A 26,013-nucleotide genomic window follows, 5' to 3' on the forward strand; every position below is an offset into this window, starting at 1 on the left:
CGATGTGAGCGGCGAGGTTTCTCCTTCACCGGAATTGATCGCGGTTGTGCGGCGATGGAACAAGGCCGTGCAAGACAGGGACCGCGCGGTTTTGGAGAACATGCTCTCAACTTCGGAACACCTGCGTTATCAGGGATCGGCGGATGAAGAATCCTGGTCCGGGCAGGTGTTCCGACAGGGTTTCGCCGATCATACGAAAGAAATTCCCGACTATGCCTGGCAGGAACATTCGCTGGAAGCCTTCGAGTGCGGAAACGCCGGTTGGGCGCACTGTGAAGCGACGTTGACCTTTGCCACGAACGGCAAAGCCGCGTTGCACCGATTTACCTTTGTTCTCCATCTGGAAAACGGCGTCTGGAAAATAGTGCAAATGCATGTCTCCAATCCGACCTCTAACATGGAAAAGATCGGGATCGAACATGAGGCTCTGAATGCACTGATCGAAGCGGCACGGCGCGAGTTCAAGCAGGAGCAGAGCGAGGGCACCGCCTCGGTCATGTTCACAGACATTGCCGGATCATCCGAAATCACACGGCGACTGGGCGATCAGGAGTGGATCAAAGTCATATCGCATCACTTTGATCTGGCAGAGAAAGTGATCCATGCGCATCAGGGGCGTCTGGTCAAATCGCTCGGCGACGGCACCATGTCGATTTTTCCGTCCGTCCATGACGCAGTTCAGGCGGCCGTCAATTTCCAACGGGAAAACAGGTCGGCAACCGTCGACACCGCGCTTGGCCTTCGGATTGGGATTCATACCGGCGACGTCATCCACAAAGACGAAGATTTCTTTGGGTCCGTCGTCAACAAGGCGGCGCGGGTTACGAATGTCAGCGGGCCATACGAAATTCACGTGACTGACGTGACAAGGCTGCTGGTGGGCAACACCGCCGGATTGAAGTTCAGTGCCCCAAAACCAGTTCAGCTGAAAGGGTTCGGCGGGCACCAGACAGTCTACCGTTTGGACTGGACCTAGACCCTTTCAAACCACGTCAGGGTAAAGTCACCTACCTGCCCGCTTATCGGCAAAGAACTCAAGCAGCAGGGTTTCGCATTCTTTGGCTGCGATACCATCATAAACATCCGGCTTGTGATGCGTCTGCGGGTGGGTAAAGACCCGTGCGCCATGTGCCACACCGCCCGATTTCGGATCGGCAGCCCCGTAATAAACACGCCGGATGCGCGCGGCGGCCAAAGCGGCAGCGCACATCGCGCACGGCTCCAGCGTGACATAAAGGTCATGATCCGGAAGTCGCTCGGACGCGGTATCGGCGCAGGCAGCGCGTAGGGCCAGAATCTCGGCATGGGCGGTCGGATCATTCAACTCGCGCGTCCGGTTGCCTGCGGTCGCAACAATCCGACCGTCGGGCGCGATGATAACCGCACCGACCGGTACCTCTCCGCGTTCGCCTGCCAATCTGGCCTGTTCCAGCGCCGCGCTCATATGCGATCTGAATTCCATATCTCTGACTGCATCAGAAACCTGCCTTTCGCAAGCGGGCAGGATAGGTTATGGCCGGGTCCATGAGCAACACCCCTCCTCCCGGCGACCGGATCGCCAAGGTCCTTGCCCGCGCGGGCGTCGCCTCGCGCCGCGAGGCTGAACGCATGATCGAAGCAGGTCGCGTGGCCGTGAATGGCAAGGTGATCGACAGCCCGGCGCTGAATGTCACCTCGAAAGACAGAATTGTGGTCGATGGCAAGCCGGTGTCCGAACCCGAACCCTCGCGCCTTTGGCTGTATCACAAACCTTCTGGGCTGGTGACAACCACACGCGACGAAAAGGGCCGCGCGACGATTTTTGACAAACTGCCCGAGGACATGCCCCGGGTCATGAGCGTCGGGCGGCTTGACCTCAATTCCGAGGGGTTGCTGCTGCTGACCAATGACGGTGGCATCAAGCGCAAGCTGGAGCTGCCTTCGACCGGTTGGCTGCGCAAATACCGCGTCCGGGTAAACGGCCGGCCGAAAGATGAAGACTTCGAGCCGCTGCGCAAGGGGCTGGTGATCGACGGGGAACGGTTTCAGCCGATGACCGTTTCCCTGGACCGCCAACAAGGGGCGAACGCCTGGCTGACGATCGGCCTGCGCGAAGGCAAGAACCGCGAGATTCGCCGTGCAATCGAGGATATCGGGTATGCGGTGAACCGCCTGCTCCGGGTCTCGTATGGACCATTCCAGTTGGGCGACCTGAAGCCCGGCGAGGTCGAAGAAGTGCGCCGCCGCGTGATGCGGGATCAGCTGGGGCTGGAAGGCGGCGAAAAACCCGATGGCACCGCTAAACGGACCACGCGCCCACAACGAAAACGTCCCCCGGTCGGCAAGAAAACTCGCAAGTGACGCCTGTCGGACAACCTTCCCCCTAGCGCCAAGCCAGCGCATACACTAAATTTTCTGTGAACGCGGAAGTCCTTGGGGGTGCCATGTCCGGAAGCGGAGTGCAAAAACTGGCCTACGCGGCACTGCTGGTGCTGTTGTTTGGAGTATGCACCGGCCTGCTGGGAGGGCTATAGGCGCATGGCCAAAAAGTACGGCGGAAAATACAGCCCCCAGGGTGATACGACACCTTCGGATCAGCCCAAGCGCGGACAATTTGACAGTGCGCGGGTCGAACCTGCGGGCGCGCGGGCGAATGTTCTTTTCATTCCGGCAATCCCCCTGGTGTTCCTGTCTCTGAACGACGGTGCCATCGGCATGACCATGGGTCTTGTGGCTGCCGGTTTGCTGACGGCGGCTGCGTTTCTGCTGCGCGAAGGCCTGCGCGCCGAAGGGGCCTACAACGCCCGTCGCACAGCCCGCCGCCCCGCCTTTCCACGCAAGATTTTCGCTAGCATTCTGACCGGGGTGGGTGTGGCGCTTGCTTCGTACCGGACCGAGTATCTGGATGCCGAGGCGGTGTCGCAGGTCAGTCTGCTAGCGCCTGTTCTGTTTGGCGCGGCGGCGGCGGTTCTGCACTCGGTCTCGTTTGGCCTTGATCCGATGAAAGACAAGGGCATGGAAGGTATAGACACCTTTCAACAGGATCGCGTCGCACGTGTGGTGGAAGACGCCGAAGCCCACCTGTCCGAGATGACCGACGCAATCAAACGTGCCGGGGACCGTACTGTCGAAGCTCGGGTTGAACGCTTTCAGGACACCGCCCGCGATCTTTTCCGCACAGTCGAGGAAGACCCGCGCGATTTGGCCGGTGCCCGCAAATACCTGACGGTTTATCTGCAAGGTGCCCGCGATGCGACGATCAAGTTTGCAGATGTCTATGCGCGCACCCGCGATGCGCAGGCCTTGTCAGATTATTCATCGTTGCTGGATGATCTTGAACAGAATTTCGCCGCGCGCACCCGCAAGATGCTATTGGATGACCGAAGTGATCTGACGGTTGAAATTGAAGTGCTGCGCGAAAGGCTGCAGCGCGAAGGCGTCCGGTTGGACTGACCGGCCATTATTTGAGCGAGGAATATCCCCATGTCCGATGAGATCAAGAAAAAGGCCGTTGAAGCTGAAACGATTGTGCAGGAAGTGACTGCCGTGGCCCTGCCCGAGCCCAAGGCCGATATTGTTCCGCTGGAAGAGGCCGATGAACCTGTCGGCGCCGAAATTCGCAAACGGATGGAAGAGATCGACATGGGCAATACCAATTCGATCGTGTCCTTTGGTTCGTCGGCACAGGCCGAGTTGCAAGAGATCAGCCAGGCCATGCTTGCGGACGTACGCAACAAGGATGTTGGTCCCGCTGGCGACAGCCTGCGCGATATCGTAACCACGATCCGCGGGTTCTCGGTCAGTGAACTGGACGTACGCCGCGAACGTAGCTGGTGGGAGAAATTGCTGGGCAAGGCCGCGCCCTTTACCAAATTCACAGCGCAGTTCGAAGATGTGCAAGGCCAGATCGACAAGATCACCGACGATCTTCTGGGGCATGAACACACCCTGCTCAAGGACATCAAGTCGCTGGATTTGCTATACGAAAAGACACTGGGCTTTTATGACGAACTGGCGCTTTACATCGCGGCGGGTGAGGAAAAGCTGACCGAACTGGACAGCCACGACATCCCGGAAAAAGAGGCCGAGGTTCAGGCCGCCGCTGAGGGCGAACAGGTAATGGAAGCGCAGGAGCTGCGCGATCTGCGCGCCGCGCGCGATGATCTGGAACGCCGCGTTCACGACCTGAAGCTGACCCGGCAGGTGACAATGCAATCGCTGCCGTCGATCCGTCTGGTTCAGGAAAATGACAAGTCGCTGGTGACCAAGATCAACTCGACCTTGGTCAACACAGTCCCGCTGTGGGAGACGCAGCTTGCGCAGGCCGTCACGATCCAGCGCAGCGCCGAGGCTGCCTCGGCCGTGCGCGAAGCCAACGACCTGACCAACGAATTGCTGACCTCGAACGCGGCCAATCTGCGCCAGTCCAACAAGATGATCCGCGAGGAAATGGAACGCGGTGTCTTTGACATTGAGGCCGTCAAAAAGGCCAATGCAGACCTGATCGGCACGATCAACGAAAGCCTTGCCATCGCCGATGAGGGCAAAGCCAAACGCGCTGCCGCCGAAGAAGAGCTGAAAAAGATGGAGGCTGAACTGCGTGACACTCTGGCGGCGGCCAAAGCCCGAAAGGATGGCATTGGCGACAATGCCGGAACCGCTGTATCGGGCTGAGGCGGGTCGGGGCGTGCGTCCGTTGAAATGTCTCAAGGTCCTGCTGGGACTGGTTTCGCTGTTGGCTCTGGCCAATTGCGACGAAGCGCTGACGACCTCACTTGTTCCCGAGGCTCGCCCGGCTGAACCGGCGCCGCAGCCCAATGCCTATGTTCCCCCGTCTGCGGCCAGTCAGGATCTGGCGCGTTTCTATCAGCGGGTCGAGCGCGATCTGCTGACACGCGGATTGCTTCGTGTGGACGGTGGCGGCCCGGATACGCCCTATGATGCCGACGATCTGGCTCGCAATTTCGAAGCCATCGCGTTTTACAGTGAATACCCTGATCACGCCGTGGCGATTGGTTCAGGACAGACCGATGGGCAGCTCAGTCGCTGGTCGGGGCCCGTACGCATCCAGACCGAGTTCGGGCCGTCAGTTCTGCCCGAAACACGCAAGCGGGATTCGGAACTTGTCCAAGGCTACACCGAACGTCTGGCGAAACTGACGGGGCACCCTGTGTCGGTCGTCAGTCGCAAGGCCAATTTTCACGTCTTCTTTGCCGGCAAGGACGACAGCGCCTACGTCGTCGCCCGCGTGAAACAGCTGATACCGAATATCAGTCAGGCCTCGCTGGATCTGATCGCCAATCCCCGCGCCAGCTTCGACTGTTTCGTGCTGGCCTCGGCCACAAGAACGTCACCGTATAAATACGTACGTGCTGTCACGCTGATCCGTTCCGAATTGCCTGATCTGGTGCGGCGCAGCTGCATTCACGAGGAAATCGCCCAAGGCCTGGGTCTGTCCAACGACAGCCCCACAGCGCGACCGTCGATTTTCAACGACGATGACGAGTTTGCGCTTCTGACCAGCCATGACGAGAAATTGCTGACTATTCTTTACGATCCACGTCTGCAGCCTGGCGTGTCTGTTGAAGATGCCAGGCCCGTGGTGCGTATCATTTCACGCGAGTTGATGGGTCAGTCGCTCTGACCTCAAGGACAGGAGAACCCAGATGGGAATTTTAGATTTTCTGACCGGCGAATTCATTGACGTCATTCATTGGGTGGATGACACCCGGGATACGATGGTCTGGCGGTTCGAACGCGAAGGACACGAGATCAAGTATGGCGCCAAGCTGACGGTGCGCGAGGGACAGGCGGCGGTGTTTGTGCACGAGGGGCAACTGGCGGATGTGTTCACGCCGGGCCTTTACATGCTTGAGACTAACAACATGCCGATCCTGACGACGCTACAGCATTGGGACCACGGCTTTCAGTCTCCGTTCAAATCCGAGATCTATTTCGTCAACACGACCCGGTTCAATGACCTGAAATGGGGCACCAAGAACCCGATCATGTTGCGCGATCCCGAGTTCGGTCCGACCCGCATCAGGGCCTATGGAACCTACACGATCCGCGTGAAGGACCCCGCTAAATTCCTGGTCGAAATCGTCGGCACTGATGGCGAATTCACCATGGACGAGATCAGTTTTCAGATCCGCAACATCATCGTGCAGGAGTTCAGCCGGGTGATCGCCGGGTCGGGCATTCCGGTTCTGGACATGGCGGCCAATACAGCCGATCTGGGCAAGCTGATCGCGGCAGAGGTGTCGCCGGTGCTGGATGGCTACGGGCTGGAAATGCCTGAGTTCTATATCGAAAACATCTCGCTTCCGCCCGCGGTCGAGGCTGCGCTGGACAAGCGGACATCGATGGGGCTGGCGGGAGATCTTGGCAAGTTCACCCAGTATTCCGCAGCCGAAGCAATGACGGCCGCCGCCAGCAACCCCGGTCAGGGAGACGGTATGGGCGCGGGTCTTGGCATGGGAATGGGCATGGCGATGGCGCAGCAGATGTCGAACATGGCAGCGGGTCAGCCGAGCGGCCCTTGGGGTGCGTCCGCCCCCGCTGCTCCGCAACCGACGGCGCGTGTGGCACCGCCGCCCCCGCCGCCCGTAGAACATGTCTGGCACATCGCGGTGGACGGACAGGTCAGTGGACCGTTTTCCAAAGCCAAAATGGGCCGCATGGCCACGGATGGCGAAATCACCCGCGACACGCATGTCTGGACGGCCGGACAGGACGGCTGGAAAAAGGCTGGTGATGTGCAGGAACTGGCGCAACTTTTCACCATTCTCCCGCCGCCGCCGCCGGGTGCGTGACCCGATGGGCAGGTCTGTTGCCCCAGTCTTCATCGCCGTCGCTTTGCTGAGCGGATGTGCGGGACCGGGCCGGGAACCGGCCACGCCCTCTCTTCCTGCGCTCGCGGTGGACGCCACGCGGCAGAATTTTTTCAAGGCTCATCCGGGGGCTGCCGTCGATTTGTTCGATGCCAAAGGCGACGGTTTCCGGATATTCCAGAATGGCCGGGCTGAATACCGGTCATTTGGGGCGCTATCCGATCTTCGCACGTCCACCTATGTGTCGGAGATGTCAGGCAACCGGATATGTCTGGCTGCGGCTGATCAGTGGTCAGGCGCGTGCCTTGACCTATTCGACAATCCCGAAGGCACAATTCTGATTCAGGTCGAGTTCGGCAATGGCGCCAGACGCAGCTACCAATCGCAGGTCGTTCCGGCATCTGATTTCTATGACCATTTGGAAAGCAACTGAACACGCGCCTGTAAGAGGCAGTAAACCCTGGTGAAATGGCAATGACCGATCCTGAGCAACTCACTGTTACACAAACAGACGAACACCGCTTTCCATGCAACCAGTGTGGCGCTGATTACCGGTTCAATCCCGGCGACGGCACGTTGACCTGCGATCACTGTGGGCACTCGGTGTCGATTGGTGCGGGTCCGTGGGGTGGTGCAAGCCTGCGTGAGCTGGATTTTGACGCGGCAGTTGCAGATCGACTGCCAGACAGCGAGATTGAGGAAACCCGAGTTCTGTCCTGCCCGAACTGTGCCGCACAGGTCGAATTCGACCCCGCCACGCACGCGGCGGAATGCCCGTTCTGCGCCACGCCAGTAGTCACGGATTCGGGCGTGAACCGTCACATCAAACCCAAAGGGGTATTGCCGTTTGCGCTGGATGAACGTTCGGCCCACAAGGCCATGGGTGATTGGCTCGGCCGACTGTGGTTCGCCCCGAATGGCCTGAAAGAATACGCCCGCAAGGGGCGGAAGATGCAGGGTATCTACGTGCCCTACTGGACGTTCGATGCCGATACCAAATCCCGATATCGCGGTGAGCGGGGTGTGATCTACTATGAAACCATAACGGTCATGCGCGATGGGAAGCGGGTTCAGCAACAGGTCGCAAAGGTGCGCTGGTCGCCCAAATCGGGCCGCGTGGCGCGGTTTTTTGATGATGTTCTTGTGCTCGCCTCTCGCTCATTGCCGAAACGTTACACCGATGCACTGGAGCCCTGGGACCTGCCAGCGCTGGAGCCTTATCAGCCCGAGTACCTGGCAGGCTTTCGGGCCGAAGCCTACACGGTCGAGTTGAAGGACGGGTATGCCGAGGCGCGGGCGCATATGGCGCGCGTCATAGAACGGGATGTACGCTTTGACATCGGGGGCGACCGTCAGCGCGTGCATGCGGTCGAAACCGATGTGCGGGATGTTACCTTCAAACATATCCTGCTGCCGGTCTGGATGGCGGCCTACAAATACCGCGGTCAGACCTATCGATTCGTAGTGAACGGGCGGACCGGCCGGGTTCAGGGGGAACGGCCCTGGTCGGCCATCAAGATCACGATCGCGGTGGTGCTTGGACTTCTGGTCGCGGCCGGGGTTGGCTACCTGGCGGCGACGGGCCAGCAATAGACTTACAATCCGTCGTCCGGACCCTTGATCTTCGCCCAACCCGCAGCCATCCTGCGCGGCGTTGGGGCGAAGGAGAGATCGGGTGACGCTATCGGCATTGAACGGCTTGCTGGAGGATCGACACTCCTGCCGCGCCTTTTTGTCAGATCCGGTACCGCGGGGTGATATCCGGAAAATCCTGACCAGCGCGTCCCGGGTGCCAAGTTGGTGTAATGCACAGCCCTGGCAGGTTGTTATCACCAGCGGCGCGGAAACCGAGCGGTTCCGGCAGGCCATGATGCATGAAGCCGCGACCGGCACCCCTGCCCCGGATCTGCCCTTTCCCAGCTCATATTCAGGAACCTATCAGGAACGCCGCCGTGCCTGTGGATGGGCATTGTACGAATCGGTCGGGATCGAGCGCGGCGACCGCGCGGCGTCGGCGCGGCAAATGAGCGAGAATTTTGCCCTTTTCGGTGCGCCACATTGCGCTATTATTTCCAGCCCGGCCGAGCTAGGCCCTTACGGTGTGATGGATTGCGGTGGTTTTGTCACGGCGTTTACGCTGGCGGCGCAGGCTCTGGGCGTGGCCACCATTCCCCAGGCGGCACTGGCCGCTTACAGCCCGTTTCTGCACCGGTTTTTTCAGATCCCGGATGATCGCCTGATCCTGTGTGCGATTTCTTTCGGGTACCCGGACAGGGACCACCCTGCGAACGGTTTTCGAACCAACCGCGCAGGCGTGGATGAAATCGTGGACTGGCGGGGCTGACGCCGGTGTTCCTGAAAAAAATGGACTAGGAGAGAAGACATGCGGGCCCTTCTGCAACGCGTGACGCGCGCATCCGTATCGGTCGGCGGAACAGTGATCGGTCAGTCCGGCACCGGTCTGCTGATCCTTGTCTGTGCTATGCGGGGTGACGACGAACAGCAGGCGGACAAGCTGGCGCAGAAGATTGCCAAAATGCGTATCTTTCAGGACGACGCCGGAAAGATGAACCGGTCGCTGCTGGATATCCGCGGATCGGCCCTCGTGGTCAGTCAGTTCACACTGGCCGCCGATACGTCTCGCGGCACCCGACCAGGATTTTCTGAGGCTGCGCCTCCGGAACAGGGCAAACAGCTTTATGAAACGTTTGCAGACAAACTGGCGGCTCAGGGTGTTGCCGTCGAAACAGGAGAATTCGGCGCGACAATGGCCGTCGAACTGGTCAACGATGGACCGGTCACAATCTGGGTGGAAAACTGATGTCCCAAGCGGAAAAAGCACAGCGGATCTGGCAGGCCGGCGTTTCGGCGGTGGATGGATACACGTCTGTTAGACAGGCGTTGAGCGATATCCCGACGCCCGATCGCATCCTTGCCGTGGGCAAACCGGCAGCGGCCATGGCGCGGGCGGCGCTGGAGCATTTTGGTGCATTGCCGACACTTGTCGTAACCAAGGACGATCACGGCCGCGACCTGCCTCCGCATGTTGAGGTGATCGAGGCCTCGCACCCTGTTCCAGACCACCGCAGTCTTGCGGGCGGCAAAGCCCTGCGTGAAGCCGTCGAGAACATGGCGGACGGATCACATCTTCTGTTGCTGGTGTCCGGCGGCGCCTCGTCGCTGGCCGAGGATCTGGTGCCGGGCAAAACTCTGTCCGATCTGGAACAGTTGAACAAAAGACTGTTGTCCGAGGGGCTGGATATTGCCGCCATGAACGCCGAACGGCGCAAGCTGTCGCGGATCAAGGGCGGCGGTCTGTTGACTGGTTTTTCGGGCGCGCGCGTGACCGTTCTGGCCATATCCGATGTGCCCGGTGATGACATCAACGTCATCGGTTCGGGCATCGGCGCACTGCCCGATGATCACGCCTACCAGGCCACGGCCCGGATCGTGGCGTCGAATGCACATGCGCGGGGCGCAGCGGCCGAATTGGCGGCGGACGCCGGATACACGGTGCTGGCCAACGAGGAGTGTCTGCACGACGATTATCTGGAAATTGCCCGGACGCTGGGGCCGCGGTTGCGGTCCATGTCGACGGGGGCCATGATTTTTGGTGGTGAACCAACGGTTGTACTGCCGCAAAACCCCGGCCGCGGGGGGCGGAATCAGGCGCTCGCGCTGGCTCTGGCACGGGAAATCGCCGGGACCGAGGGGCTGACACTGGTGGTCGGCGGGACCGATGGAACCGATGGTCCCACACTGGCTGCGGGTGCGATCATCGACGGATCAACATGGGGCGAGGGCGCAGAGCAGGCATTGCAACGGGCCGACAGCGGGAGCTTTCTGGACAAAGCAGGCGCATTGCTGATCACCGGTCCAACCGGAACGAACGTTATGGACCTGCTTGTCGTGGTGCGCGCGTGAACGGGAATGATCTGGTCCCGAAGTCGCGCGATGTTGGTCGTTTCGGACAGAGGTCGGTCCGCAAAACCAGAAAAACTGACGTATTTTGCGCCCGCACATCGACAGTTATCAAACCTTTCGTGAAGAAAGTTTCACTGATGAGATACGCCTGGATCGCGATATAGTATTGAAGGACAAGTAATCTGGTCGCGTTCCCTCTGGATGAGCGACCGTCGAGACACAACATTTTTAGGCTGGGACGGCATTTCTTGAAATTTTAGTTCTTGTCGCCTGCTCTAAAATGCGCGAACTTTGACTCGTGCGTCAATAAAAAGCCCAGAAAGGGCCTGCAACTCTACCAACCGGGAGATTCTTGAATGAACGAACAACTCACTCACATGACCAAACAGGTTACAGCCGGCAAGCTGACCCGTCGCGAATTCATGGGGAAAGCAGCGGCATTGGGTGTAACTGCGGCAATGGCCAGCACCATGTTTGCAGATGCCGCGCGTGCGGCAGGCCCGAAAAAGGGCGGTGATCTTAAGTTCGGCCTGCAGGGCGGCGAATCCACGAACTCGCTTGACCCGGCAACCTATGCAAGTTCGGTTCCGTTCCAGAACGGCAAGCAATTCGGAGACCAGCTGGTCGAAGTCGCGCCGGACGGCACGATCGAACCGCGTCTGGCCGAAAGCGTTGAAGGCAGCGCAGATGCCAAGGTCTGGACTTTCAAGCTGCGTCAGGGTGTCGAATTCCACAACGGCAAGACAATGACCAGCGAAGACGTGCTGAAGACCATGCAGCGTCATTCGAACGAAGATTCGAAGTCGGGTGCTCTGGGCATCATGAAGGGCATCGAGTCGATGAAGGCCGATGGCGACAACTTCCAGGTCACGTTGAGCGAGCCGAATGCGGACCTGCCCTATCTGATGGCCGACTACCATCTGATCATTCAGCCGGATGGCGGCATGGACAACCCTGGTGCGGGTATCGGTACCGGCCCTTACAAGCTGGAAGTGGACGAACCGGGTGTCCGTCACCTGTTCACCAAAAATGAAAACCACTGGAACAGCGATTTCGGCAACTTTGACAGCGTCGAAGTCGTTGTTATCAACGATGCAACCGCACGGACGGCTGCGCTGCAATCCGGCCAGGTCCATGCGGTCAACCGTGTTGAACCCAAAGTTGCCGACCTGCTGGGCCGCGCACCGAACCTGACGGTGCACTCGACTGCTGGTCGCGGACATTATGTCTTCATCATGCATTGCGACACGGCGCCGTTTGACAACAACGAACTGCGCACCGCGCTGAAATACGCCATCAACCGCGAGGAACTGGTGGACAAAGTGCTGCGCGGATATGGCTCGATCGGAAATGACATGCCGATCAACGCAGCCTACCCCCTGTTTGATGAGACCATCGAACAGCGTGAGTTCAGTGTTGAAAAAGCTGCTGAGCACTACAAGAAGTCCGGCCATGACGGCTCGCCGATCGTTCTGCGTGTCGCCGACGGTGCCTTTCCGGGTGCTGTGGACGCCGCTGCACTGTTCCAGCAAACCGCTTCGCAGGCGGGTATTCCGCTGGAAATCAAGCGTGAACCCAACGATGGATACTGGTCCGAGGTTTGGAACGTTCAGCCGTTCTGTGCGTCGTACTGGGGTGGCCGTCCGGTTCAGGATCAGATGTACTCGACCGCATATCTGTCCAGCGCCGACTGGAACGACACGCGGTTCAAGGTTCAGGCGTTCGACGATCTGCTGTTCGCGGCGCGCGCGGAACTGGACGCCGAGAAGCGCAAGGGCATCTATAGCCAGATGGGTCAAATGGTCCGCAACGAAGGCGGCCTGATCTGTCCGATGTTCAACGACTTTGTCGAAGGCGTGAGCAACCAGCTGGACGGCTGGGAATCTGACCCGACTCAGGAGATGATGAACGGCAACATGTCCCGCAAAATGTGGTTCGTCTGATACGGGCTACGGATAATGCACCCCATCATCAAACTGGTTTCCCAGCGCCTTGCGCTGGGAATCCTTTTGCTGTTCGGCGCTTCGGCCCTGATTTTCGGCCTAACCGAAGCCCTTCCCGGAGACGCCGCGCAAGCCGTCCTGGGGCAGTCCGCAACGCCTGAAGCCCTGGCCAACCTTCGTGAGGAGATGGGCCTTAACCGCCCTGCCCTGTCCCGCTATTTCGAATGGCTGGGAGGTATCGTTCAGGGTGATCTTGGCCAGTCACTCACCAACAAGCTCGATATTGCCGAGAGCATTGGAAAACGTCTTGGGAACACTCTGTTTCTGGCGTGTGTTGCCGCAATCGTGTCCGTCCCGCTTGCGATCTTTCTGGGGCTGCTTGCCGTCCGGTACCGTAACCGCTGGCCGGATAAACTGATTTCCGCGGTGACCCTGACGACAGTTTCTATCCCGGAGTTCCTGATCGGCTACGTTGTCATCTACTATATTTCGGTCAAGCTGGGATGGTTTTCATCACTAGCGATGATTAATGATTCCATGTCCTTCGGGCAAAAGCTGAACGCAATTGCGCTGCCGGCCTTCGTTCTGACGCTGGTGGTATTGGCGCAAATGATGCGCATGACGCGTGCGGCCATTCTGAACCTGATGCAGTCGGCCTATATCGAAACCGCAGAACTGAAGGGTTTGAGCACGTTTCAGGTCATTGCCCGACACGCTTTTCCCAACGCGATTTCGCCGATTGTCAACGTGGTTATGCTGAACCTCGCCTATCTGGTTGTGGGTGTCGTCGTTGTCGAGGTTGTGTTCGTCTATCCCGGCATGGGGCAGTATCTTGTGGACGCCGTGACCAAGCGTGACGTGCCCGTTGTTCTGGCCTGCGGCGTGGTGTTCGCGGCGGTCTATATCGGCCTGAACATGGTTGCGGATATCGTGTCGATCCTTGCCAACCCAAGACTGAGGCATCCGAAATGATAAAGAATATTCCTCTTTCGGCATTGATCGGCCTTATGTTCACCGGCGCGTATTTCTTTGTGGCCATCGCTGCTCCATTGATTGCGCCTTACGGAATGGCTGAAGTCGTCGGCGACGTTTGGGAGCCCGCCAGCGCCGAGCATCTGCTGGGCACCGACAATATCGGACGCGACCTGCTGACCCGGATGATCTATGGCGGTCGGACAACGATCTTCATCGCCGCCGCTGCGACACTGCTCAGTTTCATTACCGGCACGTCTCTGGGCCTGTTGGCTGCGGTTCTGGGCGGATGGGCCGATCAGGCGCTCAGTCGGACGGTTGATCTGGTCATGTCGATCCCAACGCTGATCCTGGCGCTGGTCATTCTGGCAATCGTTCCGGTAACCGTTCCGATCCTGATCCTGGTGATGGGCCTGCTGGACGCAACGCGACCCTATCGCCTGTCACGCTCTGTCGCCGTGGACATCAACGTCATGGACTATGTCGAAGCCGCCAAACTGCGCGGTGAAGGCCGGGGCTGGATCATCTTTCGGGAAATTCTGCCGAACGCTCTGTCGCCTTTGGTGGCCGAGTTCGGTTTGCGTTTCATCTTTATGGTTCTGTTCATCTCGACCCTGTCGTTCCTGGGTCTTGGCGTCCAGCCGCCGCTGGCGGACTGGGGCGGCATCGTGAAAGAGAACAAGGACGGCATCGTCTATGGCATTGGCGCAGCGCTCTACCCCGCTGTGGCTATCGCAACACTGGCCATTTCGGTCAACCTTGTGGCTGACTGGATTCTGAACCGTACCACATCGCTGAAAGGAGGCCGGGGATGAGTGATACCCTTCTCAAGGTCCGCGACCTCAAAATCGGCGCGACCGTCTACCCGCCGGGCGAAAAGCCCCATGACATCGAAATCGTGCACGGGGTCAGCTTTGACCTCGCGCCCGGCAAGGTGCTGGGCCTGATCGGTGAATCCGGCGCCGGTAAATCCACCATCGGACTGGCCTCGATGGCCTATGGCCGGGGCGGTGTGAAGATCACCGGTGGTGAGGTCTGGGTAAACGGACGAGATATCCTGAAAGCGTCGCATGGCGATATCCGCAAGTTGCGGGGGGGTGAGGTCACATACGTGTCTCAGTCCGCCGCTGCCTCGTTCAACCCGGCCAAAAAGATCATGGATCAGGTGGTCGAGGCCGCAGTCGAACAGAAAAAGTTCTCGCGGAAAGTGGCCGAAGGCCGCGCACGGGAGCTGTTTGCCAAGCTGGGTCTGCCTGACCCGGACAATATTGGCGAACGCTACCCGCACCAGGTCTCGGGCGGCCAGTTGCAACGCTGCATGACAGCACTGGCGTTGTGTCCCGAGCCCGATCTGGTGGTGTTCGACGAACCCACCACGGCGCTGGACGTTACCACGCAGATCGACGTTCTGATGGCCATCAAGGAAGCCATTGCCGATACCGGCGTTGCCGCGCTCTACATTACGCACGACCTTGCTGTTGTTGCGCAGGTGAGCGACGACATTATGGTTTTGCGAATGGGCAACACTGTCGAATACGGCAATACCGATCAGATCATCAACAACCCGCAAGAAGAGTACACCAAGGCGCTGGTCTCGGTCCGGTCCATCGAACACGAAGAAAAGAAGCCCACACCCGAAGCGGTGCTGAGCGTCGACGGCATCACCGCGCGCTACAAGGGGCTGAATTTCGACGTGCTGCACAACGTCAATGTCGAGCTTCATCCGGGGCAGACTTTGGCGGTCGTGGGGGAATCCGGTTCGGGTAAATCGACGCTTGCACGGGTGATCACTGGCCTGCTGCCGCCCCGCGACGGAGAGATCACCTTTGCCGGGCGCAAGCTGTCGCCCGACTTAAAGGGGCGTTCCCGCGAGGACCTGCGCGAGTTGCAGATGATCTATCAGATGGCCGACGTGGCGATGAACCCCCGTCAAACGGTTGGCACGATCATCGGCCGGCCGCTGGAGTTCTACTTCAACATGCGCGGCGCGGAAAAGCGCAAGCGGATCATCGAATTGCTGGATGAGATCGAACTGGGCGAAAAGTTCATCGACCGCTACCCGGCGGAACTGTCCGGTGGTCAGAAACAGCGTGTATGTATCGCGCGCTCGCTGGCGGCCAAGCCCAAGATGATCATCTGTGACGAGGTGACCTCGGCGCTCGACCCGCTGGTTGCGGACGGCATCCTCAAGCTGCTGCTGGACCTGCAGAAGATCGAGGACGTGGCCTATCTGTTCATCACCCACGATCTGGCAACTGTGCGCGCGATCTCGGATTCGATTGCCGTAATGTACCAGGGCCGCGTGGTCCGGTACGGTCCGAAATCCGAGGTTCTGAGCCCGCCGTTCGACGACTATACCGACCTGCTGCTCAGCTCGGTCCCCGAGATGCATCTGGGCTGGCTGGAAGAGGTCGTCGCCCACCGCAAGATGGAAAGTGCCGGGAACTGATCCCTGCCCTTTCCGTGACTTTTCGGTGAAAATCTGAAATCCCGACACCTTGTTCAATGACAGGTGTCGGGATTTTGCCATTGGGGGCGCGAACGGGCAGAACCCTGACCGCGAATCCCCTAGGGTCGCCTGAAATATTCAATCAAAAGGCCAATGACATGGACCGCAAACTACTCCTCATCATTCTGGACGGTGTTCCGTGGCGCAATTTCCGGAGACTGTTCGGCAACCTTGAAGGCTGGGTCGAAAATGGCGAGGCACGGGTCTGGAAACTGCGCGCGGTTCTGCCATCCACATCGGCCAGTTGCTATGCGTCGATCCATACCGGAGTGACACCGCAGGAGCACGGCTGCACGGGCAACGGAAATGTGTTCCGGCTAAGCCACAAGGACGTCTTCAGCCAGGTCCGTGAGGCTGGTGGCGTGACCGGCGCCGTGACCCACAGCTATTGGTCGCAATTCTTCAACCGGCACCCGTTCGATTACGTCCGCGACATCGAATATGATGAGCCTGAGAGCAAGACGATCAACCACGGCCGGTTCCACACCATGACCGGCTACGGCAAAGCCAATCAGATGACGCCGTCCGACGTAGACCTATATGCCACTCTGACCAGCCTCTGCCTGCGTCACGGGCTGGATTACGGGCTGCTTCACGCCTGTACACTGGACAGCATGGGACACCGCTTCTACCACGATTGCGAAGAGATGGATCACGCCTGTTTCGTCGCGGACGAAATGCTGGCCCCGTTCATCCCACGTTGGCGGCAACTGGGCTACGAGGTCATCGTGACTGCCGATCACGGTCAGGACGAACGCGGCCACCACGGCGGGCGCAGCCCGCTGCAACAGGAAACAGCGTTGTATTACTTTGGGGACGCAAAGGGGCCTGAAGCCGATCAGGTGATCGACCAGCTACAGCTTGCCCCGACAATCCTTTCCCGTCTGGGCGCCCCCATTGCCGACACGATGAAGGCTAAGGCGTTTCTGAAATAAGGCAGGGGATCAGTCGTAAGACCAGATGCCCTGCCCCAGCGCCTCGATGGCGACGGAAATTCGCTCAAAGCTGGCTGCTGCGCGTGTGACAGATGTTCGGGCGCGCAGATAGCCGTGAACCAGACCAGGTTCGTTGATCCAACAGGCCTGCCCGCCAGCGGCTATGATCCTTTCACAATATTCTGACCCGTCATCCCGCAGAGGATCGCAATCAGCGGTTACGACAACGGTTGGTGGGAGACCGGCAAAGTCAGAATCGTGCAAAGGCGCAAAAGTCGGATCATGATCCGGCACGGAACCGCCGCAGCGGACTTTTTCATAGAACGTCACTTCTTCCTTCGTCAAAAGCGGGGCATGCGCATGTTCGACATACGACCCCTTTGAGTTGTCCCCACCAAGAGCCGGATAAATCAGGACCTGCCCCAGAACGTCGTCCAGTCGCCCGCGCGCATAGTGTGCAACCGCTGCCGCCAGATTACCCCCGGCGCTGTCGCCAGCCAGTACCATGGGATCGCCGAACTCCTGCGCGGCCCAGGTGACCGCAGTCCAGCTGTCCTGAAACTGCGCCGGGTGCACATGTTCGGGGCAAAGCCGATAGTCGACGGCGACAACGTGGTATCCGGTTTGCGCGCAGATTTCGGCACAGACGTCATCGTGGCTTTCAAGGCCACCAACGACAAATCCGCCGCCGTGAAAATAAACCACGGTGCGGGTGGGATCTCCGGCTGTATAGACCCTGACTGGTACACCGTTGGCGGACCTGTCCTGCGTATTTACGCCCGGCGGCCGGGGTTGGCGAAAGTCCTGACACATCGCGTCATAGACGCGGCGCTGATCGTCAATCGACAACTCGACGGCATCTTCGGGATAGCTTTCAGCCGTTCGTCTTATGAACGCCCAGGTTTCTTCATCGATCAGACGTTCATAATCCATTGTCCCTCCGCGGTCAGGCAGCCCATTCCCATGGCCGGGTGAACGATCCCAGCACTTTGGAAACATCGTCCTCGGATGAGCCGTTCGCGTCAAGCTGTGCGACGAGCCCGCGCTTTTTGTCGTCGATCACGGAAACCACGCGCGCGTCGACGCCCGCCTTCTCGAGCGCACCGTTGTAGATGCGGGTAATCGCCTGTTTTCGCAGTTCGGGCTTAAAGACCTTGCCCACCGCCGTTTTTGGCAATTCGTCCAGAATTGTCATATGCTTGGGCTGCGCTGCACGCTCGTGAACGTGAACCTTGCAGTATTCCAACAGTTCTTCTTCGGTCACGCTGGCCCCGTCGACCAGTTCCACGAAAGCGCACGGCACCTCGCCCGAATGCGCGTCCGGCTGTCCGATTGCGCCGGCAAAGGCGACCGCCTCGTGCCCCAGCAGTGCTTCTTCGATCTCGGCCGGATCGATGTTGTGGCCGCCGCGAATAATCAGGTCCTTGGCACGACCGGTGATCCACAGATACCCGTCCTCGTCAAACCGCCCCAGGTCACCCGTCCGAAGATACTTGTCGAAATGATAGAGGTTAACGTTCTTGTCCACTTCGGTATAGGTATTGCCCGCGTAGACACCGGGGTTCGAAACACAGATTTCCCCAATCTCGTCTACGTTGCATTCCGTCGGGCCATCCGCCCCGTCGCGCAGAATTTTGACGTCGGTGTATGGGAACGGAATACCGATCGAGCCGATCTTCTTCTCGCCATCCACCGGATTGCACGAAACAAGGCAGGTTGCTTCGGTCAGGCCATAACCTTCGACAATTGTAACGCCGGTCGCTTCCTCGAACCGGCGGAACAGCTCCACCGGCAACGGGGCCGAACCCGAAAAGGCGGTTTTAACGCTTGAGATATCAGCATCCACGGGGCGCTGCATCTTGGCGGAAATCGCGGTGGGTACGGTGATGATAAAGGTAACTTTCCAGCGTTCGATCAGTTTCCAGAAATTGTCGAACACCCCGTCGCCCCGATACCCTGCAGGCGTCGGGAAAATCACATGTGCGCCAGAGGACACCGCCGCCATCATGATCACATGCACAGCAAAGACATGGAACATGGGCAACGGGCACATGATGACGTCGTTTTCATCGAACAACAGCGTGTTGCCCAGCCAGCCATTGTAAATCAGACCGGAATATTTGTGCTGCGCGACCTTTGGCATACCGGTTGTCCCTCCGGTATGGAAGAAACAGGCGACGCGGTCTTCCTTGCTGTCTTCAAACGTCAGCGTTGTCGGCTGTTTGGTCAGCTCTTGTCCGAAATCCTTGTAGTCCGCATGGGCAAGGTGCTCCTTGTCGCCCATTTTGGGACGCAGGAACGGCACCAGCCACGATTTCGGAGGCGTGAGATAGCGGTTCAGATCAATTTCGAGAATGGTGTTGACGCTTGGCGCGTGCCGTACGGCTTCTTCCACTTTCTGCGCGACATCCGCCTTGGGGAATGACTTCAACGTGACGACAACCTTGGCACCTGTCTCACGCAGGATGGCCGCGATCTGCTCCGGCTCCAGCAACGGGTTGATCGGATTCACGATACCCGCGACCGCCCCACCCATCAGAGTGACCAGCGTTTCGTTACAGTTGGGCAGCACATAGGCCACCACGTCCTTTTCCCCGATGCCAAGCGAACGGAACAGATTGGCCGCCTGATTAACCTTGCCCAGCAGTTCTGACCAGGTCAGGGTCTCCGCCTTGTCCTTCGGGCCAGACAACAACTGAAAGCTGATTGCCTTGTGGTTGGGAAAACGCCCGGCCGTACGCGACAGCAACTGATGGAAGGTAACCGGAACGTCGCGGTCCTCCCACGGCATCTCCTGCTCCATTCTCGCCTTGTCTTCCAATCCCACAAAGGCCATGTGGCTCCTCCCTTATCTCTCCCACGTCACGCGCGGGTTTGCTTTGCATGCAAGGATGCGGCCAAAACCGAGCGTTATCAAGCAACGGCTTATCGGGAGATGCAGAAGATTTGTAGAATTACGCCACGGCGAAATCGGAATTGCCCATACGTCAGGCTATTCCGCAGCGACGCCATCTGTGAATTGCAGGCGCGCCAGACGTGCATAGAGGCCATCCTGCGCCACCAGATCCTCATGTGTGCCCTGCGCCACGATCCGGCCGCTTTCGAGCACAACGATGCGATCGGCCTTTTTAACTGTGGCCAGACGGTGCGCAACGATCAGCGTGGTCCGCCCTGCGCGCATCTGATCCACCGCGCCCTGCACCGCCCGTTCGCTTTCGGCATCCAGTGCCGAGGTCGCCTCGTCCAGCAGCAGAACCGGCGCGTCCCGCAGGATTGCGCGAGCGATCGCGATACGCTGTTTCTGTCCGCCAGACAGCATGACGCCTCGCTCGCCGACAAAACTGTCATAGCCTTCCGGCAGCGCCGAGATGAAGTCATGCGCGGCGGCGGCACGTGCGGCGGCCTCAACCTCGGCATCGGTTGCTTCAAGACGGCCAAAACGGATGTTTTCCCGCGCAGAGGCCGCAAAGATCACCGGATCCTGAGGCACCAACGCCATGTGCTGGCGGAAATCGGCACGGCTCAGATCGCGCAGGTTCACTCCGTCGAGGCTGACATAACCTCCGTCAGGGTCATAGAACCGCTGGATCATCTGGATCACGGTTGTCTTGCCTGCCCCGGACGGACCAACAAAAGCAACCGTTTCGCCCGGTTTGACCTGCAACGTCAGGTGGTCCAGCGCCACGATGTCCGGACGCGCCGGATAGCGGAAAGTCACGTCTTCGAACCGGATTTCGCCCCGTACAGGCTGTGGCAGTGTTTGGCCCTGCGCCGGATCGATCACGGTGTCTTCGGCGTTCAGCAGTTCAACCAGCCGTTCGGTTGCCCCTGCGGCGCGCTGAAGCTCGCTCCAGATTTCCGACAGCGCAGCGACCGAGCCTGCCATGATGATCGAATAGATCACGAACTGAATCAGAACACCTTCGGTCATGACCCCGTTCCGCACATCATTCGCGCCCATCCACAACACGCCGACGATGCCTGAAAACACAAGGAAGATAACGATGACGGTCAACACCGCACGGGTCTGGATACGGCGCAGCGAAACCACGTACGAAGTCTCGGTCATATCACCGAACTGCTTGCGGCTGGCGTCTTCGTGGGTAAAGGCCTGCACGGTCTGAACGGCACCCAGCGCCTCACCCGCATTGCCTGACGAAGCGGCGATCCAGTCCTGATTCTCGCGGCTGATCACGCGCAGGCGGCGGCCCAGAACGAGGATCGGAACGACCACGATCGGGATCAGCAGCAAAACCATGCCGGTCAGCTTGGCCGAGGTCAGCAGCATCAGCACCAGACCACCGAAAAACAACAGCATGTTGCGCAGCGCAATCGAGACCGACGACCCCAACACAGATTGAATCAAGGTTGTGTCTGTGGTGATGCGGCTCAGAACTTCGCCGGTCATGATACGTTCATAAAATTCCGGGCTCATGCCGATCACACGTTCAAACACCGCCTTGCGGATATCGGCAACCACACGCTCACCCAGCCGCGTCACCAGAGCGTAACGAACCCCGGTTCCGACCGCCAACACCGCCGCGATGCCCAGTGCGGCCAGAAAATACCAATCGAGCAGCTCACCGTCTTCGATGCGGAAATTGTCCACCACCCGACGCACCGCCAGCGGCAGTGTCAGCGTCATGCTCGCCGTCAACACCAACGCCAGAGTGGCCCCGATCATCAGCAACCGATACGGTTTCATGAACGGCCAGAGAGACGTCAGTACCCCAACCTTTCTCGATCCCTTACGCTCTTCGCTGGCACCGGGGGCCGGTGTTGTTGCTGGACTGGCGGTCGTGCTTCTTGCCATGTCTGGCCCTTGTGTCTTGATCGGGTTTGAGTGACCGCTTTCTTGGCGGCAGTGACCGGCAGGGTCAAGCCGCATGGCAAAATCAGCGGTCCACATGGGCCATTTGACGCAGAGTTTTCGGGGCTGATCTGGAGCGGGCGGCGGGAATCGAACCCGCTTCATCAGCTTGGAAGGCTGAGGTAATAGCCAGTATACGACGCCCGCTCAGCAGGTGGCGGTTTAAGCGATGCATCAGACCGCGTCAAGCGCAGTTCGCCGGGTGGAAATCAAAAAACCTGCCTCAGGCAGGGGGCAGGCTTTTGGACAACCACGCGCAGGATTTCAGGTCAGAAGATATCCGGATCATTGTGTCCGCCTGCAAGGGCGCAGGCGGCAACCCGATCATCCGTGCAGGTGTTGTTGTCGCGGCCACAAGAGCGTCCCGCAAGGGCACACCGACCTGTTCAACCAGGGTTCTGACAGCGGTCGTCAAATCCAGATCGGCGCCAGCCAAAGTTCCATCGCCAAGGGTCAGCCGCCCATCTGTGCGCGTTATGCGACGCCCCTCCAGTTTGAATTCGGCTTGATCCGTTCCGGCCACAGCCATTGCATCACTGACAAGAAAGATCCGGCCGGGTCCGGTTTTGGCGGCCCAGGCGGCCCGCATCACTTCGGGATGCACATGAATGCCGTCGGCGATCAGGCCTGCAGACAAACCACCATTGGCCAAGGCGGTGCCGACAAGGCCAGGTTCACGATTGCCCATCTGGCTCATCGCGTTGAACAGATGAGTGACGCAAGATGCCCCAGCTTTGGCATAGCGCTGGCAGGTTTCGAAATCCGCATCGCTATGGCCCAGCGACACCAATGCGCCGACCTGCTTAAGTTCCATGACCTGTTCCAGTGTCACTGCCTCGGGGGCGAGCGTCACTTTCAGGCATGGCAGCAACTCGGCCGCCCTGATCAGCGCATCAAGGTCCGCATCCCCCATGGACCGGATCAAAGAAGCGTCATGCGCCCCTTTTCGGGCAACCGACAAATGCGGTCCTTCCAGATGCAGACCGGCAATGCCGGGAACACCTTTCCGAAACGCCTGAACAGCGGCCTCGATAGCTGCCGCCGTCTTCTCTGCCGTGTCGGTGATCAGCGTCGGCAACAGGTGCGACACACCAAGCCGCTTGTGTGCCGCAGCTATCCGGCCAAGGGTTTCGACGGAGGGGTCGTCATTGAACATCACCCCGTCCCCGCCGTTGACCTGAAGGTCGACATATCCGGGGCTCAGGATATCTCCGCCCAGATCAACGATGACCCCTTCACCGGATGCATCCGATTCGCGTCCAAGAATAGTCAGGTTCCCATCGACGAGCCGCACCGGCCGATCGCTCAGCAACTGCGTACCGTCAAATATCTTTCCGTTTCTGAATGTTATCGCGCTGGCGCTCATACCGTCTCGGTCACTTTCTTCAGATGTCGTGGGGTATCGGGATCAATTCCGCGATTGTCAGCTACGGCTTCGACCATGCCATAAAAGGCCGTGATCGCCGTTATCGGATCTGTCAGCCAGTGATCAGTGCGCACAACCGGCAAAGGTTCGGCCCGTTTGACCTTGTCCGTCGCTGCAAACACGGTCGCTCCTTTTTCTGCCAGCGCATCGGCCGCTTCAGCCGCATTTTGCTCGGCGGCGTCGCGGGCGGCAAACACAATCGTTGGAAACCCCTCGTCGACAATGGAGACAGGCCCATGCAGCACTTCGGCGGCCGAGTAGCTTTCGGCGTGGATCTGGCAAGTTTCCTTGATCTTGAGGGCGGCTTCGTTGGAGATCGCCAGCGAGGGTCCGCGGCCAAGAGTAAACAGTGATCGCCCGTCGATGGCCGCGGCTGCGGCAGACCAGTCACATCGAGCGGCGTCGGCCAGGTGACCTGGCAGCGCGTGAATGGCGTGCAACAGCGCCGCATCACCCTTGATCTCGGCCAACAGCCACAGCCCGGCAACAAGCGATGTTACAAATGTCTTGGTGGCCGCCACGCTCAGCTCGGGGCCCGCGTGGATCGGCAATACCGCGTCCGCCACCTCGGCCAGGCGCGATTCTGTGTTGTTGGTGATCGCCATCGTAAGCGCGCCTGACGCCTTGAGCGATCGGGTCATTCCGACGATATCCGGGCTTTGACCCGACTGGGAGACCGACAGGCACAGTGTTCCGTCTGCCTTCAGATCAACGCCATAAATTGAGCTGACGGAAGGTCCGACCGAGGCCACCGGCAAACCCAGCAGCAACTCGCTGGCGTATTTCAGATAGGTGCAGACATGATCGGACGAACCGCGCGCCACTGACACCAGAAAACGCGGATCGGCATCGCGCGCCAGTTGGGCCGCCGTCTGGATCTGGGACGCGCCCTGAGACAGCAGCCGTTCGACCGCGTCGGGGATTTCCAGAATCTCCCGGCGCATTTTTGTGGTTTCTGCGGACATAAGAGTACCGGCCTTTCCGTGTTACAACCGCAATTCGGCTACGAAGTCGTAGGCGTCACCGCGATAGAGGGATCGGGTCAGTTCCGCGACCCGTCCATTTTTCAGAAATGATATGCGTTCTATGTTCAGCCCTGCCGCGCCTTCGGGAACAGCCAGCAAATCCGCCTCGCGCGCCGCCAGGTTGAGGGCTGAAATCTTCTGCACCGCACGAACCGGGCGATGCCCCAGATCGTCCAGCACTTCATACAGGGATGTGGTCACTTCGATCGGGTTGGGCAGGATGTCCAGCGGCAAGGCTGCCCGTTCCAACGCCAGCGGCCGGCCATCGGCCTCGCGCAGGCGATAGATACGGGAAATCTGCTCGCCCTCGGACAGGTTCAGGGCGTTCACTTCCTCGGCAGACGGCTCGAACACTCCGCGCTCAAGCCATTTCGAGGTGGTTTGCATGCCCCGGCTGGCCATATCCTCGGTGAAGGATGTCAGGTGCGTCAGCGACTGCTCGACACGGGGCAATCGCTGACGGATGAACGACCCCGAGCCCTGCCTTTGCTCGATGACGCCCTCTTGCACCAGCTCCTGAATAGCCTTTCGGATGGTCACGCGCGAAAGATCTGTTATTTCAACCAGTTCCCGCTCGGAAGGCAGCGAAGAGCCCGGCGGCAGCACGCCCGTATCGACACCTTCCTGCAATCTGCGTCGCAGTTGCACGTAGCGGGGTCCGTTGTCGCGGCCCAGCCACGCATCGGGGCGCAGGAAATCAGTGATACTCATGCTGAACCTCCCTCGCCAGTTCCAGTGCCCCTGCCAAAGGCTCTCCCAATGGCGGGCGAATGCAGGATTGCATGTCCGGCGGCAGATAATCGGCATAGTGCTTTGCAATACCGCCGGTCAGGCAAATCGTGACGCCGCTTTGCCAGCCCAATTGACCAGCGGTTTCCACGACATAATCCGCCCCTGCCCGCATGATCCGCACGGCGGCGACGTCGCCGTTTCCGGCAGCTTTCGTGACCTGGGGCGCGAGTTCGCCGAACTGAAATGGTGTGGCCCTGCCGGCAAACTGCACGATACCGGGCGCGCCCCCAAGATCGGACAACAGGCTTCGCGTCAGGTCGGACCGGGGATGAACGCCATCAAGTGCGCTCAGCGTTCGGGACAATGCTTGCCGGCCAACCCATTGCGCCGATGCCTCGTCACCAAGAACGGGGCCCCAGCCACCCGCGAACCGCATGACGCGGTTCCGCTGCGACGCCAGGAACGAACCGGTTCCGCAATGGACCACGACGCCATCCTGCGCGCCCAGCGCGCCCCGAACCGCAGCAGGCCTGTCGTCTTCGACACGCGCGCAGGCAAACCCCACCGCATCTTTAAGTCTTTGTGCCAAAGCGGCATCTGTCACACCGGCGAGGCCAACAAACGCAGGCAGGCCGATCAACGAACGGGGATCAACGCCAAGCTTTCCCGCCAACGCGTCAAGCCCGGCCCGAATCTGACCCACGGCACCATTAAAATCCGTTGAAACATTCGCAGAGCCAGCTTCAACCTGGCAGACACTGCCCGCAATGGCGCAGGCAACGCGGCATCGCGTTCCACCACCATCCACGGCCAAAACAGCATCTGCAAGGGACTCAGTCATGACAATACCATTATAATACCTTTA

Annotated in this window: 24 protein-coding genes and 1 tRNA gene; 16 read left to right on the forward strand and 9 right to left on the reverse strand. The window is 59.5% G+C overall.

Annotation, left to right across the window (positions count from 1 at the left end):
- Positions 1-4: 4 nt before the first annotated feature.
- Positions 5-976, forward strand: coding sequence for an adenylate/guanylate cyclase domain-containing protein (locus ACR0J2_RS05495; RefSeq protein WP_480811902.1), 972 nt, complete (start codon positions 5-7; stop codon positions 974-976).
- Between the two features lie 27 nt (positions 977-1,003).
- On the opposite strand, the gene ACR0J2_RS05500 is transcribed toward ACR0J2_RS05495, so the two are convergent.
- Positions 1,004-1,462 carry a nucleoside deaminase gene (locus ACR0J2_RS05500; protein WP_480811903.1) on the reverse strand — a complete coding sequence of 153 codons (459 nt, stop codon included), beginning with the start codon at positions 1,460-1,462 and terminating at the stop codon, positions 1,004-1,006.
- A 62-nt stretch (positions 1,463-1,524) separates the two neighbouring features.
- Here ACR0J2_RS05500 and ACR0J2_RS05505 point away from each other — a divergent pair, with 62 nt between their 5' ends.
- The 15 genes from ACR0J2_RS05505 (at position 1,525) to ACR0J2_RS05575 (ending at position 17,095) form a co-directional block, all read left to right on the forward strand.
- Positions 1,525-2,340: a pseudouridine synthase gene (locus ACR0J2_RS05505; RefSeq protein ID WP_480525629.1), complete on the forward strand. Its 816-nt coding sequence runs from the start codon at positions 1,525-1,527 to the stop codon at positions 2,338-2,340.
- Between the two features lie 177 nt (positions 2,341-2,517).
- The gene (locus ACR0J2_RS05510) at positions 2,518-3,432 is read left to right on the forward strand and encodes a 5-bromo-4-chloroindolyl phosphate hydrolysis family protein (protein ID WP_480811904.1); all 915 of its coding nucleotides are present in this window, start codon (positions 2,518-2,520) and stop codon (positions 3,430-3,432) included.
- Positions 3,433-3,462: 30 nt separating this feature from the next.
- Positions 3,463-4,653 carry a toxic anion resistance protein gene (locus ACR0J2_RS05515; protein ID WP_480811905.1) on the forward strand — a complete coding sequence of 397 codons (1,191 nt, stop codon included), beginning with the start codon at positions 3,463-3,465 and terminating at the stop codon, positions 4,651-4,653.
- Complete coding sequence (locus ACR0J2_RS05520) at positions 4,628-5,623, forward strand: DUF2927 domain-containing protein (RefSeq protein ID WP_170682037.1); 996 nt, start codon at positions 4,628-4,630, stop codon at positions 5,621-5,623. Before ACR0J2_RS05515 ends, ACR0J2_RS05520 begins: the two co-directional genes overlap by 26 nt.
- A gap of 22 nt (positions 5,624-5,645) precedes the next feature.
- The gene (locus ACR0J2_RS05525) at positions 5,646-6,794 is read left to right on the forward strand and encodes an SPFH domain-containing protein (protein WP_480811906.1); all 1,149 of its coding nucleotides are present in this window, start codon (positions 5,646-5,648) and stop codon (positions 6,792-6,794) included.
- Positions 6,795-6,798: 4 nt separating this feature from the next.
- Positions 6,799-7,245, forward strand: coding sequence for a hypothetical protein (locus tag ACR0J2_RS05530; RefSeq protein WP_480811907.1), 447 nt, complete (start codon positions 6,799-6,801; stop codon positions 7,243-7,245).
- A 35-nt stretch (positions 7,246-7,280) separates the two neighbouring features.
- Positions 7,281-8,405, forward strand: coding sequence for a TFIIB-type zinc finger domain-containing protein (locus tag ACR0J2_RS05535; protein WP_480811908.1), 1,125 nt, complete (start codon positions 7,281-7,283; stop codon positions 8,403-8,405).
- An 82-nt stretch (positions 8,406-8,487) separates the two neighbouring features.
- Entirely contained in the window at positions 8,488-9,156 is a 669-nt protein-coding gene (locus ACR0J2_RS05540) for a nitroreductase (RefSeq protein ID WP_480811909.1), read from the forward strand.
- A gap of 39 nt (positions 9,157-9,195) precedes the next feature.
- On the forward strand, positions 9,196-9,633 hold the full coding sequence (dtd, locus tag ACR0J2_RS05545; protein ID WP_480811910.1) for a D-aminoacyl-tRNA deacylase: 438 nt from the start codon (positions 9,196-9,198) through the stop codon (positions 9,631-9,633).
- On the forward strand, positions 9,633-10,736 hold the full coding sequence (locus ACR0J2_RS05550) for a glycerate kinase type-2 family protein (RefSeq protein ID WP_480811911.1): 1,104 nt from the start codon (positions 9,633-9,635) through the stop codon (positions 10,734-10,736). The genes dtd and ACR0J2_RS05550 overlap by 1 nt, the downstream gene beginning before the upstream one ends.
- A 356-nt stretch (positions 10,737-11,092) precedes the next feature.
- Positions 11,093-12,679 carry an ABC transporter substrate-binding protein gene (locus tag ACR0J2_RS05555; protein WP_170609826.1) on the forward strand — a complete coding sequence of 529 codons (1,587 nt, stop codon included), beginning with the start codon at positions 11,093-11,095 and terminating at the stop codon, positions 12,677-12,679.
- Positions 12,680-12,694: 15 nt separating this feature from the next.
- Positions 12,695-13,651 carry an ABC transporter permease gene (locus tag ACR0J2_RS05560; RefSeq protein WP_480811912.1) on the forward strand — a complete coding sequence of 319 codons (957 nt, stop codon included), beginning with the start codon at positions 12,695-12,697 and terminating at the stop codon, positions 13,649-13,651.
- On the forward strand, positions 13,651-14,466 hold the full coding sequence (locus ACR0J2_RS05565; protein ID WP_170610901.1) for an ABC transporter permease: 816 nt from the start codon (positions 13,651-13,653) through the stop codon (positions 14,464-14,466). The genes ACR0J2_RS05560 and ACR0J2_RS05565 overlap by 1 nt, the downstream gene beginning before the upstream one ends.
- Complete coding sequence (locus ACR0J2_RS05570) at positions 14,463-16,100, forward strand: ABC transporter ATP-binding protein (RefSeq protein WP_170682045.1); 1,638 nt, start codon at positions 14,463-14,465, stop codon at positions 16,098-16,100. The genes ACR0J2_RS05565 and ACR0J2_RS05570 overlap by 4 nt, the downstream gene beginning before the upstream one ends.
- Before the next feature lie 158 nt (positions 16,101-16,258).
- Positions 16,259-17,095: an alkaline phosphatase family protein gene (locus ACR0J2_RS05575; protein ID WP_170609820.1), complete on the forward strand. Its 837-nt coding sequence runs from the start codon at positions 16,259-16,261 to the stop codon at positions 17,093-17,095.
- 9 nt (positions 17,096-17,104) lie between these two features.
- On the opposite strand, the gene ACR0J2_RS05580 is transcribed toward ACR0J2_RS05575, so the two are convergent.
- From ACR0J2_RS05580 to ACR0J2_RS05615, 8 genes are all read right to left on the reverse strand, one after another.
- Complete coding sequence (locus ACR0J2_RS05580) at positions 17,105-18,028, reverse strand: alpha/beta hydrolase (RefSeq protein ID WP_480811913.1); 924 nt, start codon at positions 18,026-18,028, stop codon at positions 17,105-17,107.
- 13 nt (positions 18,029-18,041) lie between these two features.
- Positions 18,042-19,931 carry an acyl-CoA synthetase gene (locus ACR0J2_RS05585; RefSeq protein ID WP_480811914.1) on the reverse strand — a complete coding sequence of 630 codons (1,890 nt, stop codon included), beginning with the start codon at positions 19,929-19,931 and terminating at the stop codon, positions 18,042-18,044.
- A 156-nt stretch (positions 19,932-20,087) separates the two neighbouring features.
- On the reverse strand, positions 20,088-21,908 hold the full coding sequence (locus tag ACR0J2_RS05590) for an ABC transporter transmembrane domain-containing protein (protein ID WP_480811915.1): 1,821 nt from the start codon (positions 21,906-21,908) through the stop codon (positions 20,088-20,090).
- A 129-nt stretch (positions 21,909-22,037) separates the two neighbouring features.
- Positions 22,038-22,112, reverse strand: a tRNA-Gly gene (locus tag ACR0J2_RS05595).
- Between the two features lie 76 nt (positions 22,113-22,188).
- Entirely contained in the window at positions 22,189-23,331 is a 1,143-nt protein-coding gene (nagA, locus tag ACR0J2_RS05600; RefSeq protein WP_480811916.1) for an N-acetylglucosamine-6-phosphate deacetylase, read from the reverse strand.
- Complete coding sequence (locus tag ACR0J2_RS05605; protein ID WP_480811917.1) at positions 23,328-24,356, reverse strand: SIS domain-containing protein; 1,029 nt, start codon at positions 24,354-24,356, stop codon at positions 23,328-23,330. Before ACR0J2_RS05605 ends, nagA begins: the two co-directional genes overlap by 4 nt.
- Before the next feature lie 21 nt (positions 24,357-24,377).
- Positions 24,378-25,127 carry a GntR family transcriptional regulator gene (locus ACR0J2_RS05610; protein ID WP_170609757.1) on the reverse strand — a complete coding sequence of 250 codons (750 nt, stop codon included), beginning with the start codon at positions 25,125-25,127 and terminating at the stop codon, positions 24,378-24,380.
- Entirely contained in the window at positions 25,114-25,989 is an 876-nt protein-coding gene (locus ACR0J2_RS05615; RefSeq protein WP_480811918.1) for a glucosamine kinase nucleotide-binding domain-containing protein, read from the reverse strand. Before ACR0J2_RS05615 ends, ACR0J2_RS05610 begins: the two co-directional genes overlap by 14 nt.
- Between the last annotated feature and the right edge of the window lie 24 nt (positions 25,990-26,013).

The organism is Ruegeria sp. CG4 (assembly GCF_056537185.1).